15 protein-coding genes are annotated in these 17,387 nt (G+C 73.3%); 5 read left to right on the top strand and 10 right to left on the bottom strand.

What is annotated here, in order from left to right:
- Window positions 1–87: 87 nt before the first annotated feature.
- The 5 genes from ACFYO9_RS11725 to ACFYO9_RS11705 form a co-directional block, all read right to left on the bottom strand.
- Window positions 88–876 (bottom strand): hypothetical protein, encoded by a 789-nt coding sequence (locus ACFYO9_RS11725; RefSeq protein ID WP_358773525.1) that lies wholly within the window; start codon window positions 874–876, stop codon window positions 88–90.
- Window positions 876–2,171: a VWA domain-containing protein gene (locus ACFYO9_RS11720; RefSeq protein WP_358773527.1), complete on the bottom strand. Its 1,296-nt coding sequence runs from the start codon at window positions 2,169–2,171 to the stop codon at window positions 876–878. The genes ACFYO9_RS11725 and ACFYO9_RS11720 overlap by 1 nt, the downstream gene beginning before the upstream one ends.
- A 147-nt stretch (window positions 2,172–2,318) precedes the next feature.
- Window positions 2,319–3,554: an FAD-dependent monooxygenase gene (locus ACFYO9_RS11715; RefSeq protein WP_388666212.1), complete on the bottom strand. Its 1,236-nt coding sequence runs from the start codon at window positions 3,552–3,554 to the stop codon at window positions 2,319–2,321.
- A gap of 34 nt (window positions 3,555–3,588) precedes the next feature.
- A complete protein-coding gene (locus ACFYO9_RS11710; RefSeq protein ID WP_388666152.1) occupies window positions 3,589–4,194 on the bottom strand; it encodes a peptidase in 606 nt (201 codons plus the stop codon).
- Between the two features lie 73 nt (window positions 4,195–4,267).
- Entirely contained in the window at window positions 4,268–5,479 is a 1,212-nt protein-coding gene (locus tag ACFYO9_RS11705) for a pyridoxal phosphate-dependent aminotransferase (RefSeq protein WP_358773532.1), read from the bottom strand.
- An 84-nt stretch (window positions 5,480–5,563) separates the two neighbouring features.
- Here ACFYO9_RS11705 and ACFYO9_RS11700 point away from each other — a divergent pair, with 84 nt between their 5' ends.
- Entirely contained in the window at window positions 5,564–6,223 is a 660-nt protein-coding gene (locus ACFYO9_RS11700) for a helix-turn-helix domain-containing protein (RefSeq protein ID WP_358773534.1), read from the top strand.
- 47 nt (window positions 6,224–6,270) lie between these two features.
- Here the strand turns inward: ACFYO9_RS11700 and ACFYO9_RS11695 are convergent, their stop codons facing one another.
- From ACFYO9_RS11695 to murJ, 4 genes are all read right to left on the bottom strand, one after another.
- Complete coding sequence (locus ACFYO9_RS11695) at window positions 6,271–7,215, bottom strand: aldo/keto reductase (RefSeq protein ID WP_358773536.1); 945 nt, start codon at window positions 7,213–7,215, stop codon at window positions 6,271–6,273.
- Window positions 7,216–7,326: 111 nt separating this feature from the next.
- On the bottom strand, window positions 7,327–8,847 hold the full coding sequence (locus ACFYO9_RS11690) for a UDP-N-acetylmuramoyl-L-alanyl-D-glutamate--2,6-diaminopimelate ligase (RefSeq protein ID WP_358773538.1): 1,521 nt from the start codon (window positions 8,845–8,847) through the stop codon (window positions 7,327–7,329).
- A 417-nt stretch (window positions 8,848–9,264) separates the two neighbouring features.
- Window positions 9,265–10,170, bottom strand: a complete 906-nt coding sequence (locus tag ACFYO9_RS11685; protein WP_358711820.1) for an NAD-dependent protein deacetylase — start codon at window positions 10,168–10,170, stop codon at window positions 9,265–9,267.
- Between the two features lie 587 nt (window positions 10,171–10,757).
- Complete coding sequence (gene murJ, locus ACFYO9_RS11680; protein ID WP_358773539.1) at window positions 10,758–12,521, bottom strand: murein biosynthesis integral membrane protein MurJ; 1,764 nt, start codon at window positions 12,519–12,521, stop codon at window positions 10,758–10,760.
- A 253-nt stretch (window positions 12,522–12,774) separates the two neighbouring features.
- Here murJ and ACFYO9_RS11675 point away from each other — a divergent pair, with 253 nt between their 5' ends.
- Window positions 12,775–13,755 (top strand): TIGR03557 family F420-dependent LLM class oxidoreductase, encoded by a 981-nt coding sequence (locus ACFYO9_RS11675; protein WP_358773541.1) that lies wholly within the window; start codon window positions 12,775–12,777, stop codon window positions 13,753–13,755.
- Between the two features lie 70 nt (window positions 13,756–13,825).
- Here ACFYO9_RS11675 and ACFYO9_RS11670 read toward each other — a convergent pair whose 3' ends face one another.
- Window positions 13,826–14,239 (bottom strand): SRPBCC family protein, encoded by a 414-nt coding sequence (locus tag ACFYO9_RS11670; RefSeq protein ID WP_358773543.1) that lies wholly within the window; start codon window positions 14,237–14,239, stop codon window positions 13,826–13,828.
- 349 nt (window positions 14,240–14,588) lie between these two features.
- Here ACFYO9_RS11670 and ACFYO9_RS11665 point away from each other — a divergent pair, with 349 nt between their 5' ends.
- The 3 genes from ACFYO9_RS11665 to ACFYO9_RS11655 all read left to right on the top strand — a co-directional run bounded on the left by ACFYO9_RS11665 (window position 14,589) and on the right by ACFYO9_RS11655 (window position 17,247).
- Window positions 14,589–14,909, top strand: a complete 321-nt coding sequence (locus ACFYO9_RS11665) for a polyprenyl synthetase (protein ID WP_388666149.1) — start codon at window positions 14,589–14,591, stop codon at window positions 14,907–14,909.
- Window positions 14,899–15,954 (top strand): polyprenyl synthetase family protein, encoded by a 1,056-nt coding sequence (locus ACFYO9_RS11660; protein WP_358773545.1) that lies wholly within the window; start codon window positions 14,899–14,901, stop codon window positions 15,952–15,954. The genes ACFYO9_RS11665 and ACFYO9_RS11660 overlap by 11 nt, the downstream gene beginning before the upstream one ends.
- Window positions 15,955–16,080: 126 nt before the next feature.
- Window positions 16,081–17,247, top strand: a complete 1,167-nt coding sequence (locus ACFYO9_RS11655; RefSeq protein ID WP_358773547.1) for an oxygenase MpaB family protein — start codon at window positions 16,081–16,083, stop codon at window positions 17,245–17,247.
- Window positions 17,248–17,387 lie beyond the last annotated feature (140 nt).

Below are 17,387 nucleotides of genomic sequence, written 5' to 3'. Positions count from 1 at the left end.
GGTGGTGGCGGCGCCGTCCGGCACCGCCACCACCGAGCCTGCCACGCCCCCGGGGACCGGCGCCCGGCGGGGACCGGCAAGCGGGCGCTACACGCCCTGCGGCGCCCGCGCGGGACGGCCCGAGCCGCGCGTCAGGGCGTAACCGCCGACGCCCGCGAGCGCCGCGAGGACACCGCCGGCGCCCGTCCACAGCCAGCGCGAGGACCACCAGCCGCCCGCCCAGCCGTCCTCGGGCTCGACGGCGGCCGCGCCGGCCTGCTTCTCGTCCGCGCCCGCGCCCGGCACCAGGGGGTCGCCGAGCGTCCCGTCCACCGCCTGCGCGCCGCCCGCGTCGGTCGTGGTGACCTTCGCCTCGGCCCGCACCGGAAGGCCCAGGTCGTCGGCCTTGAGGTCGGCGACGGTGAGCCGCGCGTAGTACGTGCCCGGCAGCGGGTCGTTCGCCCACTGCTCCGACCAGGCCCGCACCGTGCGCAGCGTGCACGTCAGCGTCACCGACGCGGCGTCCTGCCCGACCGTCCTCGACGGCGTGCCGAGCCGGCAGGCCTGGCGGCGCCGCAGCCCGTCGTACACGTCGACCCGCCAGGTGGACGCGGCGTGCCGGGCCGCGGCGTCCGGCAGCTTCACCGTCGCGTGCACGGTGGCGCGCTGACCGGTGTCCACGGGGAACGCCCAGTAGAGGTAGTCACCCGTGGACGCCTCCGCGGAGGCCTCCTGGTCCGGGCGGATCGCGGTCGCCGTACGGAAGGACGTGCCCGCCTCGGTGACCTTCTCCGGCGCCTCGTCGTCGGCGGTCGCGGCCCCCGCGGCGCCGGTCAGCGCCAGCAGGGCGGTACCGGTCACGGTGGCGAAGCGCCGCACCCCACGTGTCGTACGCATCAGTTGGTCCTCCAGACCGCGAAGCGCCAGCGCGACAGCCAGCCCCAGAGCACACCGGCGAGGAAGCCGACGAGGACGAGCAGGCCGAGCAGCCACCAGCCGTGGCCGAGCCCGAAGAAGGCGACGTCGGACGCGTCGTCGGGGGAGTCGACCAGGTCGACCGCGAGCTCGACCGGCAGGCCCGGCGACGTCTTCACCGACGCGGGCGCGGAGAAGGAGTTGCTGATACGCAGGCAGACGGTCTGCGACGCGGCGCTCTCGTCGTCCTCGTCGTCCGCCTCGGGCCTGGGGTAGCGCAGGCCGGTCGAGATCACGTCGGTGCGTCCGTCGCCGGACTCCTGGCCGCGCACGATCTCGCGGCCCTTGGGCGTCTCGGCGCGCAGCAGCACGCCGTAGTCCTGGTTCACGGCACGGTCCGCGGCCACGCTGACGGAGGCGCGCAGCTCCTTGCCGGCCGGGACGTCCACCCGGTACCAGCGGTGCTCGCCGAACTTCTCCCGGTCGGTGTAGAGGCCCGAGTCCAGCTTGGGGGCGGCGGCGCACTGCGCGGCGCCCTTCGCCTCGACGGGCGTGACGACCGGGTCGGCCGCCCGGTCCACCAACTGCTTGACCCGGCCGGAGAGTTCATCGGTGTGCCGGACCGAGGTGTACGTGCCGCCGGTGGCCTCCGCGATGCAGCTCAGCTGGTCGCGGGTCTTGGCGTCGGGCACCAGGCCGAGCGTGTCGATGGTGAGGTGGATGCCCTTGGCCGAGATGTCACGGGCGACCACGCACGGGTCGAGCGGCTGGCAGGTGTCCTCGCCGTCGGAGATCAGCACGATACGGCGGCTGCGCCCGGCGGTGTCGTCCGTCAGGTCGTGGGCGGCCTTGAGCAGCGTCGGGCCGATGGGGGTCCAGCCGGTCGGCGCGAGCGTCGCCACGGCGGTCTTGGCGTCGGTGCGGCCCGCCTTGTCGAGCCGCTCCACGGGGTAGAGCAGCTCGGTGTCCTTGCAGCCCGTCTTGCGGTCGTCGCCGCGGTAGTTGGCGCCGAGGGTGCGTATGCCGAGCGCGACCTCGTCGGGCGTCGCGTCCAGGACCTCGTTGAAGGCCTGCTTCGCGGCGGCCATGCGGGACTTGCCGTCGATGTCGCGGGCGCGCATGGAGCCGCTGACGTCGAGGACCAGCTCGACCTTGGGGGAGGGCCGGGCCGGTTCGTCGCCGTCGTCGGCCGCGGCGGGGCCCGCCGTGACGAGTCCGGCGGTCAGGGCGGCGAGCAGGGCGATGACCCAGGCCGCCGGCCGTTGTCTTGTGATCATCGCCGGATCTTATTGATCTCCGCGCCCATCCCCCAAAACGAGGTGCGTGCGTCCCCGAAACGAGGTGCGTCCATCCCCGAAGCGTGGTCAGTACGGCACGCACAGCCACTGTCTGATCACGCGTCACACCGTGCCCGCGCGGGCGGATCAGCGCTTCAGCTCCCGGCCGCCGAACGCCCCGGACCCGTCCGCCCGCTTCCACCACGTCTCCAACGCGGCCTGGTCCATGGCGTGCCAGTCGGGGGTCGCCTGGACGAGCGCCCCGCCGAGCCGCCTCCCGAGGTCCACCAGCGCGCGGCCGGAGACGGTGCGCTCGGCGTCGTACGCCGCGAGGGCGTCCGTCCAGGTGTCCGCCGAGGTCAGGGCGGCCTCCAGGGCGGTGGCGTCCTGCAGCGCCTTCACCGCGCCCGCGCCGGTGTGCGGCCGGGCGACCGCCGCCGCGTCGCCGAGCAGCAGGGTGTGGTCGGCGGTGCAGCGCGGCGCGGTGAAGTCGTACATGGGCTGCAGGAAGAGCTCGTCGGGCGCCGTCTCGCGCAGCAGACTGCCCCAGTACGGCGGGAGGAGTTCGTCGGCGACGTACGCCAGGTGCGTGGCGAGCGCCTCGGTGAGGCCGCCGGGCGGCAGGCTCGTGGGGCCGGTCAGCCGCAGGTCGAGGCCGAGCCCGAGGTCGAGGTCCGGGGGCGGCGCGGTGTACAGGACCCAGTTGACGCGGTGGCCGCCCGTGCCATCCGGGATGCGGTAGATGATGACGTGACCGCCGGGGAAGACGGCGTACACACAGATGTCGTCGGCCCACAACTCCGGGTCGCTCAGGCGGGCTTCGGGGAACGCGCCACGCCAGGCGAGATACCCCGCGTACGCCGGACGCACCGTACCGAAGCGGGCCTCGCGGACCACCGAGCGGTAGCCGTCGGCGCCGACGACGAGGTCGTGGCGCGCGCTCCCCGTCTCGGTGACCACCTCGACGCCGCCGTCCCCGCCGTGCGCCGGCCGGACCGACCGCACTTCGGCGCCCGTCCGGAAGTCGACGCCCTGCGGGACGCGCCCGCGCAACTCCCGCCAGAGCGGACCCCAGTTGTACGTACGAAAGGGGAACGGCAGCACGCCGATCTCCCGCCCCACGGGGGATCCCGCCGCGTCGTCCCGCACGTACCAGCGCCGCCGCGTGAGCCGCACCCACGGCATGCCCGCGTCGAGGTAACCCGCCGACTCCAGCTCCGCGTAACGGGAGTTGTGCACGGCGAGCCCCACGCCCCGGTCGGCCAGGTCCCCGGCGGCGCGCTCGTACACGGTGATCCGGTCCGCGCCGCCCCGGTGTGCGGCCAGCGCCGCCGCGCACCCGGCGATGCTGCCGCCGACGACGGCGACGTTCCCTCCACGCATCATGACGGCATCCTGGCAGCACCGGTGGCCTGTGTCAGCGCAGCGAGACCCTGCGCCCGGCGAAGAACGGCTCGAACTCGCCGGGGGAGAGCCGAGCGGTGCGGGTCGCCGCGTCGATGCCCGAGGGGTTGTGGAAGTGCAGGTCCCCGTCGGCGGTGCGGCCGGTCACGAGGACCAGGTGGCCGCCCCTGCCCGGCGCGGGGCGGTGCGGGCGGCGGATCTCGAAGTGCACCGAGGCGATGACCTTGTGACCCTCGTCGAGGAGGGCGCCGATCTCCTCGACGGTCAGGTGCCGGTGGACCTCGGCGTCGACGCCGTGCGCGGCGCGGGCGTACTCCGCGAAGGGCGCGTAGATCATGCCGCGGATTTCGCCGTCCACGTCGGTGTAGGCGCCGAACTTCAGCGCTCCGTCCCGCAGTTCGAAGAGGGAGGGCGCGTCCGGGCCGAGCGCCATCCGGTAGCAGGTCAGACCGCACAGGTGGCCGCACCAGCGGGCGTAGTCCTGCACGGTCGCCGCGCCCGAGGCGGGCCACGCCGGGTCGGCGGCGCGGTCGAAGCCCTCGTACACGATGGGCCCGACGAGGTCGGGCGAGGCGAACTGCGTGTGGACGGGCACGGCGCAGGTGGCGCAGGACGGCACGGGGCTCCAGGGGTCGGTGTCGGCGGGGCGGCGCGCCCTCAGTGGCTCCGGGGCCTCGGCGGCGGGTCCGGTGTCACTGACGATATCCGCTGAGGAAGCGGCCGATGCGGCTGATCGCGGTGTCCAGGTCGTCGGCGTGCGGGAGCGTGAGGACGCGGAAGTGGTCGGGGCGCGGCCAGTTGAAGCCGGTGCCCTGGACGACCTGGATCTTTTCCTGGAGGAGCAGGTCGAGGACGAACTTCTCGTCGTCGTGGATCGGGTGGACCTTCGGGTCCAGGCGCGGGAAGGCGTACAGGGCGCCCTTCGGCTTCACGCAGGAGACGCCCGGGATCTCGTTCAGCTTCTCCCAGGCCCGGTCGCGCTGCTCGTGCAACCGGCCGCCGGGCGCGGTGAGTTCGTGGATGGACTGGCGGCCGCCGAGCGCGGCCTGGATGGCGTACTGCGCGGGGGCGTTCGGGCACAGCCGCATGGAGGCGAGCATCGTCAGCCCCTCCAGATAGCTCTTCGCGTGCTGCTGCGGCCCGGTGACGACCAGCCAGCCCGACCGGAACCCGGCCACGCGGTACGTCTTGGAGAGCCCGCAGAAGGTGAGGACGACGAGGTCGGGGGCGAGGGCGGCGACGCTGTGGTGCACCGCGTCGTCGTACAGGATCTGGTCGTAGATCTCGTCGGCGAAGACCATCAACCCGTGCCGGCGCGCCAGGTCGAGGATGCCCTCCAGGATCTCCTTCGGATAGACCGCGCCCGTGGGGTTGTTGGGGTTGATGATCACGACGGCCTTGGTGCGGTCGGTGATCTTCGAGGCCATGTCGTCGAGGTCGGGATACCAGTCGGCGGCCTCGTCGCACACGTAGTGGACGGCCTTGCCCCCGGAGAGGGTCGTGGCGGCGGTCCAGAGGGGGAAGTCCGGGGCGGGGATGAGGACTTCGTCGCCGTCCTCCAGGAGCGCCTGCACCGCCATGGTGACGAGTTCGGAGACGCCGTTGCCGAGGAAGACGTCGTCCACGGAGACCTCGTCGAGGCCGAGCGCCTGGTAGCGCTGGGCGACGGCGCGGCGGGCGGAGAGGATGCCGCGCGAGTCCGTGTAGCCGTGCGCCTGCGGGAGCATCCGGATCATGTCCTGGACGATCTCCTCGGGCGCCTCGAAGCCGAAGAGCGCGGGGTTGCCGGTGTTGAGCCGCAGGACGCTGTGGCCCGCCTCTTCCAGGGCGTTGGCGTGCTCGATGACGGGGCCCCGGATCTCGTAACAGACCTCGCTGAGCTTGCTCGACTGCCGGAACTCCATGCGGTGCGCCTCCCGTGACGTGTGTTACTTGGTTTTACCAAGGGGGCGCTTGGAAAGTCCAACAACTTGCATAGACTATGTCGCATGCCACCTCGCCGAAGCTACGACCAGTACTGCGCGGCCGCCCGGGCGCTCGACGCCGTGGGCGACCGCTGGACCCTGCTGATCGTCAGGGAGCTGCTGGCCGGCCCCCGCCGCTACACCGACCTCCACGCCGACCTGCCGGGCGTCAGCACGGACGTGCTGGCCTCGCGCCTGAAGGACATGGAGCAGCGGGGCCTTGCGACGCGACGCAGGCTGCCCCCGCCGTCGGCGGCGTACGTCTACGAACTCACCCTGCGGGGGCGGGAGTTGCTGCCCGTCCTGGAGGCACTCGCCGCGTGGGGCGCGCCCGCGCTGGCGGAGCGTGCGCCGACGGACGCGGTGCGGGCGCACTGGTTCGCGCTGCCGCTGCTGCGGTGCCTCGCGGCGGCGGCGGGAGCGGGGCCGGGGGCAGAGGGTGTGGTGGAGATGCGGCTCGACGAGGGCTGCTTCCACGTGCGGCTCGGCGGCGCCGCCGACGCCGACGACCGGACGTACGGGGACGGGCCCGCGCCGGACGGGGCCGACGCCGCCCTCACGCTGGACGCCGCGACGTGCGTGGCGGTGAGCCGTGGCGAACTCACGATCGGGCAGGGCGTACGGGAGGGCCGGATCGAGGTCAGCGGCGACTCGGTGCTTGCGAAGGCGCTGCGGGAGTCGTAACGGCGGCCGGTTTCCGAGGACTCGGGCTCCCCGGCCGCTCGCGCGGGTCACGGCAGCGGGCCGCCGCGGGCCGTGATCCAGAGCTCGTACCACTCCTCGTGGGTGAGTTCCGGCTCGCGGGTGACGGCGTCGCGGCAGGCGAGGATGCGTTCGGGGCGGCTCGTGCCGATGACCGGTGCGATGCGGGCCGGGTGGCGCTGGAGCCACCAGAGCAGGATCGTCTCCGGTGTCGTCCGCTTGCGTTCGGCGAGGGCGGAGACGAGCGTCGCGGTGGGGGAGTCGGTGCCGCCGGTGTAGCGGCCCTGGGCGAGCGCGCCCCACGCCTGCAACTGGACGTCGTGGGACCGGCAGTACTCGATCGTGCCGTGCGGAAAGCCGTTCTCGGCGGCGGCCGGGGTGTTCACGAGGACCCCCGCCTCGACCCAGTCCCTGCTGCTCAGGCTCATCTCCAACTGGTTGGCCACCAGCGGGAATTCGAGGTGTTCCTGAAGGTGCGCGATCTGTGCGGCGCTCATGTTGGAGACCCCGAAGTGGCGCACCAGGCCCTGGTCGCGCAGGGAGGTGAGCGCCTCCGCGATCTCCTCGGGGCCGGTCAGCGGGTCCGGCCGGTGCAGCAGGAGTACGTCGATCACGTCCGTGCGGAGCCGGCCGAGGCTCTCCTCGACGCGCCGGAGGATGCTCGGGCCGCGCAGGTCGTACCTCCCCGGCAGCTCGCCGTCGGCCTGCCGGATGCCGCACTTGGTCTGCAGCACGATGCGGCCGCGCAGCTCGGGAGCCCTGGCGAGCAGCTCGCCGAAGACCGCCTCGGCCTTGCCCTTCCGGTAGATGTCGGCGTGGTCGAACACCGTGATGCCGACGGCCAGCGCGGCCTCGACGGCGGCCTCCGCGTGGGCGATGTCCGCGGCGGTGTACGGGGCGGTGTCCCAGCTCCCGCCGAGCCCCATGCACCCGTACAGCGGCTGTCCCGCGGGCAGGTCGTTCTGCGCGGTCATACGTCTCCCTCCATGGTGAACTCCGTGACGCGTCAGCTCATCGTCGCTCCACGCTCAATGGTCGCTCACCCGCTCAATCGTCGCTCACCTGCACAGTCGTCGCTCAACCGCTCAGCGGGCGGGCTGGACTTCCGACCGGCGGGCCGCCGTCCGGGCGGCGGCGAGCTCCCGCGCGGTGGCCATGTCGCTGAAGGCGAGCAGCTGCCCGCGGACGGTCTGGTGCGGTTCGCTGCCCTTGCCCGCGATGAGCACGGTGTCCCCGGGGGCCGCCGCCGTCAGGGCGAAGGCGATGGCCTCGCGGCGGTCGGCGAGCCGCTCGAACGGGGCCCCGGCCGCGGCGAGGCCGGGCTCTATCTGGTCGAGGATCGCCTCCGGGTCCTCGTCGCGCGGATTGTCGGAGGTCAGGACGCACAGGTTGGAGTGGTGCCCGGCGATCCTCCCCATGTCGGCCCGCTTCGTCGTGTCCCGGTCGCCGCCGCACCCGAAGACGGTGATCACCCGGCCGCGCGCGTAGCCACGGATGGTCGCGAGGACCTTGTCCAGGGAGTCGGGGGAGTGGGCGTAGTCCACGACCACCGAGACACCCTCGGCGGTCTCGAAACGCTCGAACCGCCCCGGCACGGGCGGCAGTTGACCGAGCGCGGCGACGAGCGCGTCCAGGTCGTGTCCCAGCACGTGGCAGGAGGCGAGCGTCGCGAGGGCGTTGGCCACCGAGTAACGGCCGGGGAAGGGGATCGACGCCGGGCGGGCGCGCCCCTCGTGATGGAGCACGAACCGCGTGCCCTCGGCGCTCACCACCAGATCGGTCGCCCGGTAGTCCGCCGGGGCGTCGAGCGCGTACGTGGTCACCGCGCCCGGCATCATCGCGCCGATGCCGGCCCCCACCGGGTCGTCGGCGTTGACCACGGCGTGCCGGCACAGGCCCTGGAAGAGCCGGAGCTTGGCGTCGCGGTAGGCGGCCATCGTGCCGTGGTCGTCGAGGTGATCCTGCGTCAGGTTGGTGAACACCCCGACGTCGATGAACGTCCGGTCCACCCGGTGGTTCAACAGCGCCATGGAGGTGGCCTCCAGCACCACGCTGCCGGTCGCGCGGTCGCGCATGTGGCCCAACAGGTACTGCAGATCGGGTGATTCGGGCGTGGTGAGCACCGAAGGCGGCATCGGGATCCGCTCGTCACCGATGCGGCTGCCCGCGGTCCCGATGACGCCGACCTTCGCCCCGGTGGCGAGCCGCAGGGCGGACTCGACCATGTACGAGACGGACGTCTTGCCGTTGGTGCCGGTGACCGCCACCACGTCCATGTGCCGCCCCGGTTCGCCGAAGTACCGGGAGGACACCACGGCGGCGGTCCGCCGGGTGTCCGCCACGCGTATGGTGCACCCGGCCGCGGACGGTGGCACCGTCGTACGTGTCGGGTCCGCCCCCTCGACGATGACAGCGGCGGCGCCGCGGGCGAACGCGGCGGCCACGGAGTCGGGCCCGCCCTCCCGGTGACCGGGCACCGCGACGAAGAGGGTGCCGGGCCGGACCCGGTCGACGTCGAAGGTCACGCCCGCGGTGACCGCGACCGAACGCGGCTCGCCCCGGAGTACGTGGTGGTCGTGTCCGGCCAACAGCTCGTTCAGTTTCACGGTGATCCCTTCGAGGCGGCGCGGCCCGGTCGTGCGGTCGCGGCCGTGCTGCGGCACCGGCGGGGGCCGGGGCGCGGTGGGGTGGGGGGGGAACCCTGAGGTGGAGAGGGAAACCCTGAGAGGGGAGAGGCGGACCCGAGCGGTGCGGCGGGGAGGGCCGACGGGGGCGGCCCTGCGGGGATGCCGACGGGGGCGGCCGGTGGGCCGCAGGGAGAATCGCTAGCCGTGCTCGTGCACGGCGATGCGGAGGGCGCGGGGCGCTCCGGGACCCGTAGTGGTCACCGGTCGAACGTCTCCGGGGCGTGGTTCCGAGGCGGCCCGCTCTCGGCCCTGCCTGGTGGAACCCGTGTGACCCATGGGGCCGAGTGTACGGCTGTTACGGGGACCGAGTCCCCAGGTGCCCGCTCGGCTACGCGCTCACAAGGCCGACTGGATGCCGGAGCCGACGGGGACGCCCAGCCGCTCGGCGACCGTGGTGAGCGCCGGTCCCAGCGGGAGCGAGATCCGTGTGACGGCGTGTTGGTCGCCCCGGGTCGGGTCCTGGTTGACGATCAGCACCGGCGTCCCCGCGGTGGCGGCCTGGCGGACGAACCGGAGGCCCGACATCACCGTCAGCGAGGAGCCGAGGACCAGCAGCGAGGTGGCCCCGCGCACCAGCTCGCGGCAGTGCTCGACCCGTTGCGGGGGGACGGTCTCGCCGAAGAAGACCACGTCCGGTTTGAGGACGCCGCCGCAGACCGTGCAGGGCACGACGTGGAAGTCGCCGACCTGCTCGTCGTCGAGGTCGGCGTCACCGTCGGGGTTGATGCCGGCGGCGACCGGCGAGAAGCCGGGGTTGGCCTCCTCCAGCCGGCGGGCGAGCTCGCGGCGCCGGCCGAAGGTGCCGCAGGTGAGGCAGACGACGCGGTCGAGGCTGCCGTGCAGCTCCACGACGTCCTCGCTGCCGGCGCCCTGGTGCAGACCGTCGACGTTCTGGGTGATCACGCCGGAGAGGAGCCCGTGCCGCCCGAACGCGGCCACGGCGCGGTGCCCGGCGTTGGGACGGGCACGGCCGAAGGTGCGCCAGCCGAGGTGACTGCGCGCCCAGTACCGGCGCCGGGCCCGCTCGGAGGTGGTGAACTCCTGGTAGGTCATCGGGGTGTGCCGGCTGAGACTCCCGCCCTCGCCCCGGTAGTCGGGGATCCCGGACTCCGTGGAGATCCCCGCCCCACTGAGCACGAGCACGCCACCCGCGCCGAGCGCGTCGGCGACGGGCGTCAGATCCACGGTCGCGGGCGGCAGATCCTCGGGAGGGTTCCAGCTAAGGGTGGGGCGCATCCGCATGGGCCCCAGCGTACGCAACGCCTGGGCGGCGGGCCTGGACGGTTTCCGGTGCCCCCGGCGCGGGGCGGGGGCCTGGACGGTTGGGGGTGCCCCGGCGCGGGGTGGGGGGCTTGGACGGTTGGGGTGCCCCCGGCGCGGGGCGGCGGGTTTGGACGGTTGAGGGTGCCCCGCCAGCCCGGGGCGGGGCCGGCAAGGCTGCGGCGCAGCGCTTCGCGCACGGCGGGTGCACCCCCAGCGTGGGGCGGGGTCGGGACGGTTGAGGTGCGCCCCCGGCGCGGCGCGGGCCGGGACGGTCGACGGTGCCGCTCCCGGTACGGGGACGGCGGGCCAGGACGGTTGACGGCCCCGGGGGCGGTGTCCCCGGCGCGGGAGAGGGGGCCGCCGCGCGCGGCCCGGCATCACCCCGCCGCCTCGTCGGCGCTCGGGCTTCAACCCGTGGCGGGTGGGGGTGATCACCCCTGTCGGGGGGGGCAAAGAGAGGTCGTCCCGGCCGGGGGGGAGAGAGACCGTCCCGGTGGGGGACACCTGCTCTGCGCCAGCAGGGCCTGAGCCCTCCGGACCGGTCTGCGACCGGCGGCCGGAGCCGTTCAGCGGCTGCCCCGCCCCCGGACCATGCCGAGCATCCCGTCCAGTTCGTCGACCTTGAGCCGGCGCGCGAGGGCGACGTAGAGGACCACGAGCACGACACCGCCCGCCACGAGGGCCGTGGCGGAGCCCAGGGCTCCGGTGCCGAGTGCGTCGAGGAGGAAGAAGGCGAGCGCGCCGCTCGCGAGGGCCGCCGGGAGCGAGGCGGCGGTGAGACGCCCGTACGTCCGCACGACCCGCGCCCCGTCCAGGTCGCCGCCAAGGCGGGCCCGCAGTCGGCGCCAGGCCACCCCGACGCCCACGGCGAAGGCCAGCCCGTACGAGGCCGCCATACCGACGACGGCCCAGCGCGCGGGCAGCACGAAGAAGGAGAGGGCGGCGCCGGCCGCGTTCACCAGGGCCACGACGACCGTGTTGTAGAAGGGCGTTCGGGTGTCCTCGAAGGCGTAGAAGCCGCGCAGCACCACGTACTGCACGGAGTACGGGATCAGGCCGAGGCCGAACGCCATCAGGATGTAGCCGATGTTCCGCGCGCCGCTGCCGGCGGTCGCGAACATCAGCGTGGCCATGGGCACGCCCAACGCCAGGAAGGCGAAGGCGAAGGGCACGATGGCGACGGCGGAGGTGCGAAGCCCGTAGGAGATGTCGGCACGCACGGCACCGGTGTCCCCGGCGTCGGCGGCGCGGGCGATCCGCGGCAGCGCCGCCGTCATCACGGACACGGTGATGATCGCCTGCGGCATCAGCCACAGCTGCAGGGCGACGTTGTACGCGGCGATGCCCGTGCCGGGGTGCCCCTGCTTCTCGGCGATCGGCCCCGCCCAGGTGGCGAGTTGGGTGACGACGATCAGGCCGAGCTGGTTGGCGAGGACGAACAGGAGGGTCCACTTGGCGAGGCCGAACGCCCGCCCGAGACCGTGCCCCCGCCAGTCGAAGCGGAGCCTGAGCCGCACCCCCGCCGCGCGGACGTACGGCACCATGGCGAGGGCCTGGACCACGAGGCCGAGGAGCGTGCCGATCCCCAGCAGCCGCACCCCCTGCGGCGTGATGCTGCCGGCGTCGAGGCGGGAGTCGGAGAACGGGCCGAAGGCCCAGATGAACGTGCCGAACGACGCGATGATCAGGACGTTGTTGAGGACCGGCGTCCACATCATCGCGCCGAAGCGGCCCCGGGCGTTGAGGATCTGCCCGAGCACGACGTGCGCGCCCATGAAGAACATGGTCGGCAGGCAGTAACGGGCGAAGGTCGTCGCCAGTGCGAGCTGCTCCGGATCCTTCCGCAGGGACGGCGACATCATCTGCACGAGGAGCGGGGCGGCAAGCACCGATATGAGGGTGATGGCCCCGAGCAGCACGAGGACCAGCGTCGTGAGGCGGTTCGCGTACGCTTCGCCGCCGTCGTCGTCCTCCTTCATCGACCGCACCAACTGCGGGATGAAGACGGAGTTCAGCGCGCCGCCGCAGACGAGCACATAGATCATCGTCGGCAGGACGTTGGCGACCTGGTAGCTGTCGTTGAGCGTGCCGACGCCGATGGCCGCGGCCATGACCAGCGTGCGCAGGAACCCGGTCAGCCGGGAGGCGACGGTGCCGACGGCCATCAGCGCACTGGACTTCAGCAGACCGGAGTCACGACCGCCCGCGCCGTCGCCGCCACCCGGCCCCTGGCCGCCGGGCACGGTCTCCTGGGCCGGGGGTGGGCCCGGCCTCAGGACGCCCAGGTTCAGGGTCGGTTCGGGCGGAGGGACGGGCCGGTCGATGCGCATGAGGCTCCAGGGGGTTCGCGGATACGCGGGTTCGCGGGTTCGCCTGTTCCACGGAACGGGCGGTGAAGGGACGGCAGTTCCTTCGAACCGGTCCAGAAGCCTAATAGATGGTCAGATCAATCCCTTTCCGCGCGGCCCGCCGGGCCCCCGCCTCGATCGGCCGCATCGGTGGGTGTGCGTGTTATGCCCGGATGTCGGCGGGTACCTCTGTGCGGACGAAATCGGTGCCGAGGTGCGAGGAGACGAGAGGTACATGCAGATCGGATACAAGCTGGCGGCCGAGGCGTTCGGCCCGGCGGAGCTGGTGCGGCAGGCGGTTCTCGCGGAGCGGGCCGGCTTCGACTTCGTGGAGATCAGCGACCACTACCACCCGTGGCTCGACAACCAGGGCCACTCGCCGTTCGCGTGGACGGTCCTCGGCAGCGTCGCGGCCAAGACCGAACGGATCGGTCTCGCGACCGGCGTGACCTGCCCGACGGTGCGCTACCACCCGGCGATCATCGCGCAGGCCGCCGCCACGCTCGCCCTCCTCTCGGAGGGCCGGTTCGTGCTCGGCCTCGGCTCGGGGGAGCGGCTCAACGAGCACGTCACGGGCGTCGGCTTCCCCGACGCCGTGTCCACCCGGCACGAGATGTTCCGGGAGGCCCTGGAGATCATCCGGCTGCTGTGGCGCGGCGGCTACCGGTCGTACGAGGGCAAGCACCTGCGGCTGAGCGACGCCCGGGTCTTCGATCTGCCCGACGAGCTCCCCCTGATCGCGGTCGCCGCCAGCGGCAAGGCCTCCACGGGGCTCGCCGCCGAGCTGGGCGACGGCCTGTTCGCCACGGAGGACAAGCCCGAGATCGTCCGGCAGTACCGCGAGGCGGGCGGGAACGGGCCGTGTTACGCGGAGGTGCCGATGGCCTGGGCGCCGGACGAGCACACCGGGGCGAAGGCGGCCCTGGAGACCTCGCGCTGGGCGCTGACCGGCTGGAAGGTCATGAGCGAGCTGCCCAACCCGGTCAACTTCGACGCGGCTACCGCGACCGTGCGCGAGGAGGACATCCGGGAGAAGTTCGCCTGCGGCACGGACCCCGCCCGGTTCGTCGAGGTGGCGCAGCCGTTCGTGGACGCGGGCTTCGACCGGCTGGTCATGCAGAACGCCGGGCCCGACCCCGACGGCTTCATCGACTTCTACCGGAGCGAACTCGACGGGCGCATGCGTGCGCTGCGGCCGGGGGACGGGCGGGGCTGACCCGCCCGGTCGCCGAGAGGGCTGTCCGGCCTCCGCCCGGGGCCCGGTTCCGTCGCGGTCGCCGTATCGTTCAGCCCGCCGCGTTGTCGACGCGCAGCCGCACCTGTTCCTCCAGCCGCTGCAGGCTGCTGTCCAGGGCGGAGTGCACGGCCTGCTCGCCCGGGTCGTGCGCCTCCTCGAAGAACGACAGGTGCACCGTGACCTCACTGGTCCCGCCGTCCAGGCCCGCGACCTGCAGCCAGCCCGTGTAGCCGCCCTGCTCGCGCGTGCCCCATTCGAGCCGCATCTGCTCGGGCTGGGCGCGCAGCAGGGCGGACACGTCCTGGTCGGTGCGGTCCTCGTGCACGGTGACGGCGGGCAGCTCCCCGGCGTCCACGTGCAGCTCCCGCGGCAGCCACTCGTCCATCTGGGCGACGTCGGCGGCCTGGTCGAAGACGTGCTCCGGCAGGGCGGGCATCGTGCGCGAACGCTCGTACTCGGTCATCGGGACACCGTTCCTCGGCTCGGGGAGGTACTCGGGACGTACTCGGGGACGTACGAGACAACGCATGCCCGGACCTCCGGACGGGAAGCCGCGGTGCGACAAATCCACCCGATTGCGCGCGGGGCGGCGCCGGGCTCGCGGTGAGCCCTCGCCGTCACGTCACGCGCGGGGGACGAAAAGCCGGGCCCCGTGCATGGAAGCGGAATGCCGCACGGCGCCGATCCCCGTACAGCCGAGCGACATGATCGCCCGATCGTGACTTCCGCCCACCCGGCGCCCGGCGCGTCCCGATGCTGGAGAACGCGGCGCCCGACCGGCGTCGACGGACGTGCTGGGGGTGGGGAGCGCCATGACACGAGACGCCGGCAGTGGTGGAACCGGAAGGGGCGGCGGGGGAAGCGGAGGCGGCAGGGGCGGGGGGCTCGACGAGCGGATGGTCCTGCTGGTGGCGGGCCTCGCCGATCTGGCGGTGAGCACGGCGGGGTCGGTGCTCGGGACCGTACGGGAGCTGACGCGGCGCTCCGACGCCACGGAGCTGGCGGCCGACGCCGAGCACGACCTGCTGGCCCGCGGACGCCTGGCCCTCGACCGGTACGCGGCCGCGCCCCCGGCCCACCTGGAGATCCTCGCCCGCCAGGCCATGGCCCGACGGGCCGCCGATGACGTCTGAGCGGTGGGAGCCGGCCGCGTTCAAGGCACGCGTCGACGCGGTGTTGCATCCGTTCGTGGCCGAGGAGGGCGACCGCTTCGCGGCCGTCGACCCGGCCCTCGAACCGGTGGCCGAGCAGCTGGGCGCGGCGGTCGCGGACGGCAAACGCCTGCGGGCGGCCTTCTGTTACTGGGGCTGGCGGGCGGTCGGGCAGCCCGACAGCGACGCCTTGGTGCGGGCCGCGGCCTCCATGGAGCTCGTGCACGCCGCCGCTGTCGTGCACGACGACCTCATCGACGACAGCGCGCGACGGCACGGCCGGCCCACCGCGCACGTGGCCCTGCGCGGCGCGGTACGCGGCCGGCCGCGCGCCGTCGCCGCCGCCAGGTCCCTCGCGATGCTGGTGGGGGACCTGTTGATGGGGATGGCCGGGCAGCTGTTCACCACCAGCGGCCTGCCCGCCGCGTATCTGGCCAGGGCCCGCCCGCTGTGGTCCGTGCTGGCCCGCGAGCTGATCGCCGGGGAGTGTCTGGAGATCCTCCGTACCGGTGCCGAGCCGGACACCGCGGCGTCGCTCAAGGTGATCCGCTACAAGACCGCCAAGTACACCGTCGAGCAGCCGCTGCTGATCGGCGGCGCTTTGGCGGGTGCGAGCGGGCGGCTGCGCGCGGGGTTCTCCGGCTACGGTCTTCCGCTCGGCGAGGCCTTCCAGCTCCGGGACGACCTGCTCGGTCTGTTCGGGGACCCGGAGCACACGGGCAAGGCCAACGCCGACGACGTACGCGGCCACCGGCCGACGGCCCTGCTGGCCGAGACGTGGCGGCTCGCCGGAGACGAGGACCGCGCACGGCTCGGCGCTCTGCTGGGCCGGCGTGATCCGGGCGGGGAGGGCCTGCGGGAGGTGCGCGAGGTGATGCGGCGGCTCGGGACGCCCGACCGCGTCGAGGCCATGATCGCCGCGCGCGTGGCGGAGGCCTTCGACGCCCTCCAGGAGCTGAACCTGCCCCCGCACGCGGAGACCGCGCTGACCTCGCTGGCGCACTCGGCGGCGGCGCGGGTGTCCTGACGACCCGCGGGCCGGGACCGACCCCACGTACGACCCGCCCGCGCCGCCCCGCGTACGACCCGCCTGCGCGCCCCACGTACGACCCGCCCGCGCTGTACCCATCCCGTACGAGACGAGGAGCCCGCCATGACCCGCTACACCGACGCCTCGATGGACGCCCTCAGGACCGCCGGTGACGAGCTCGCCGACGCCACCGTCGCCACTCTCTTCGAACGCGGGGAGGTCGGGAAGTTCAACACCCTGATGCGGTACGTCTCCACGGTCGGCGCCCCGCTCCCGGAGGGCCTGCCGGACGTCGCCCGCGAGTACCTGCGGGCCACCGCCGCGCCGCCGGACTGGGTGGACTGGGGCGAGATGGAGAAGGCCCGGCTGTTCTTCATCGACAACAACGTGCACATCTCCACCGCCCTCTCCTTCGCCTCCATGCCGGCCTGCTACGTCGTCCCGCACGTGGCGAAGCTCCTGTCGGCCACCCACGGGCTGAAGTACCCCTCCAAGCGGATGGCGGAGACCGGGCAGTTCACCGTCCACCTGATGCGGCCGGACGCCTTCGAGGCGGGCAGCCGCTTCATCCCCGCCGCCCAGAAGGTCCGCCTCCTGCACGCCTCCATCCGCCACCACCTGAAGCGGGAGGGCCTCTGGGACACCGGGACCCTGGGGGTGCCGATCTGTCAGGAGGACATGATCGGCGGGCAGATGTTCTTCTCGATGCTGGTCCTGGACAGCTTGCACCGGCTCGGCATCCACATGTCCGACGAGGGCGCGGCCGCGTACTACTACGCGTGGCGCGTGGTCGGCGCCATGCTCGGCGTCGACCAGGACGCCGTGCCCAAGTCCCTTGAGGAGGCACGGCAGTTCCTCGACCTCTACATGGTGCGGCACATGGGCCCCTCCGAGGAGGGCGCGCATCTGACGCGCCAGCTCATCGACCTCTACGAGGAGGTCGTGCCCGGCACCTTCTTCGACCCGATCGTCTCCGCGCTCATCCGCCACCTCACCGGCGACACCTGCGCCGACTGGCTTGAGGTGCCCCGCACCTCGTGGGACACGGTCGTCAAGGCGGTGCCGCACCTCCTCGGCGTCCTGGAGACCATCGAGGACCGCTCGCCGCTCGGCGCCTGGGCCCTCGACCGCCTCGGCCACCTCACCGCCGTCCTCGAACTGTCCTCGCTGACCCGTGGACGCGTCATGCACTACGCCATCCCCGAACAGCTGAAGACGGAGTACGGGCTCGAGCACACGGTGCCGCCGGGCCACCGCTGGACGCCGCCGGCGCCGAGCGTCCCCTCGTGAGGCCGTCGCGGACATGCCGTAGGACCGGCGCGGACATGCCGTGAGACCGGCGCGGACTCGCTGCTTCGAGCCGGGGAAATCCGCTTGCCCCGGCGGCGGGCCGGCGTTGGACTGGGGCGCGGCGCCGCGCACCGTGGTGC

Source organism: Streptomyces sp. NPDC005863, from assembly GCF_042871345.1.
Classification (GTDB): Bacteria; Actinomycetota; Actinomycetes; order Streptomycetales; family Streptomycetaceae; genus Streptomyces.
Note: the sequence above shows the minus strand (reverse complement) of the source record. Positions and strands in the feature narration are given on the sequence as shown.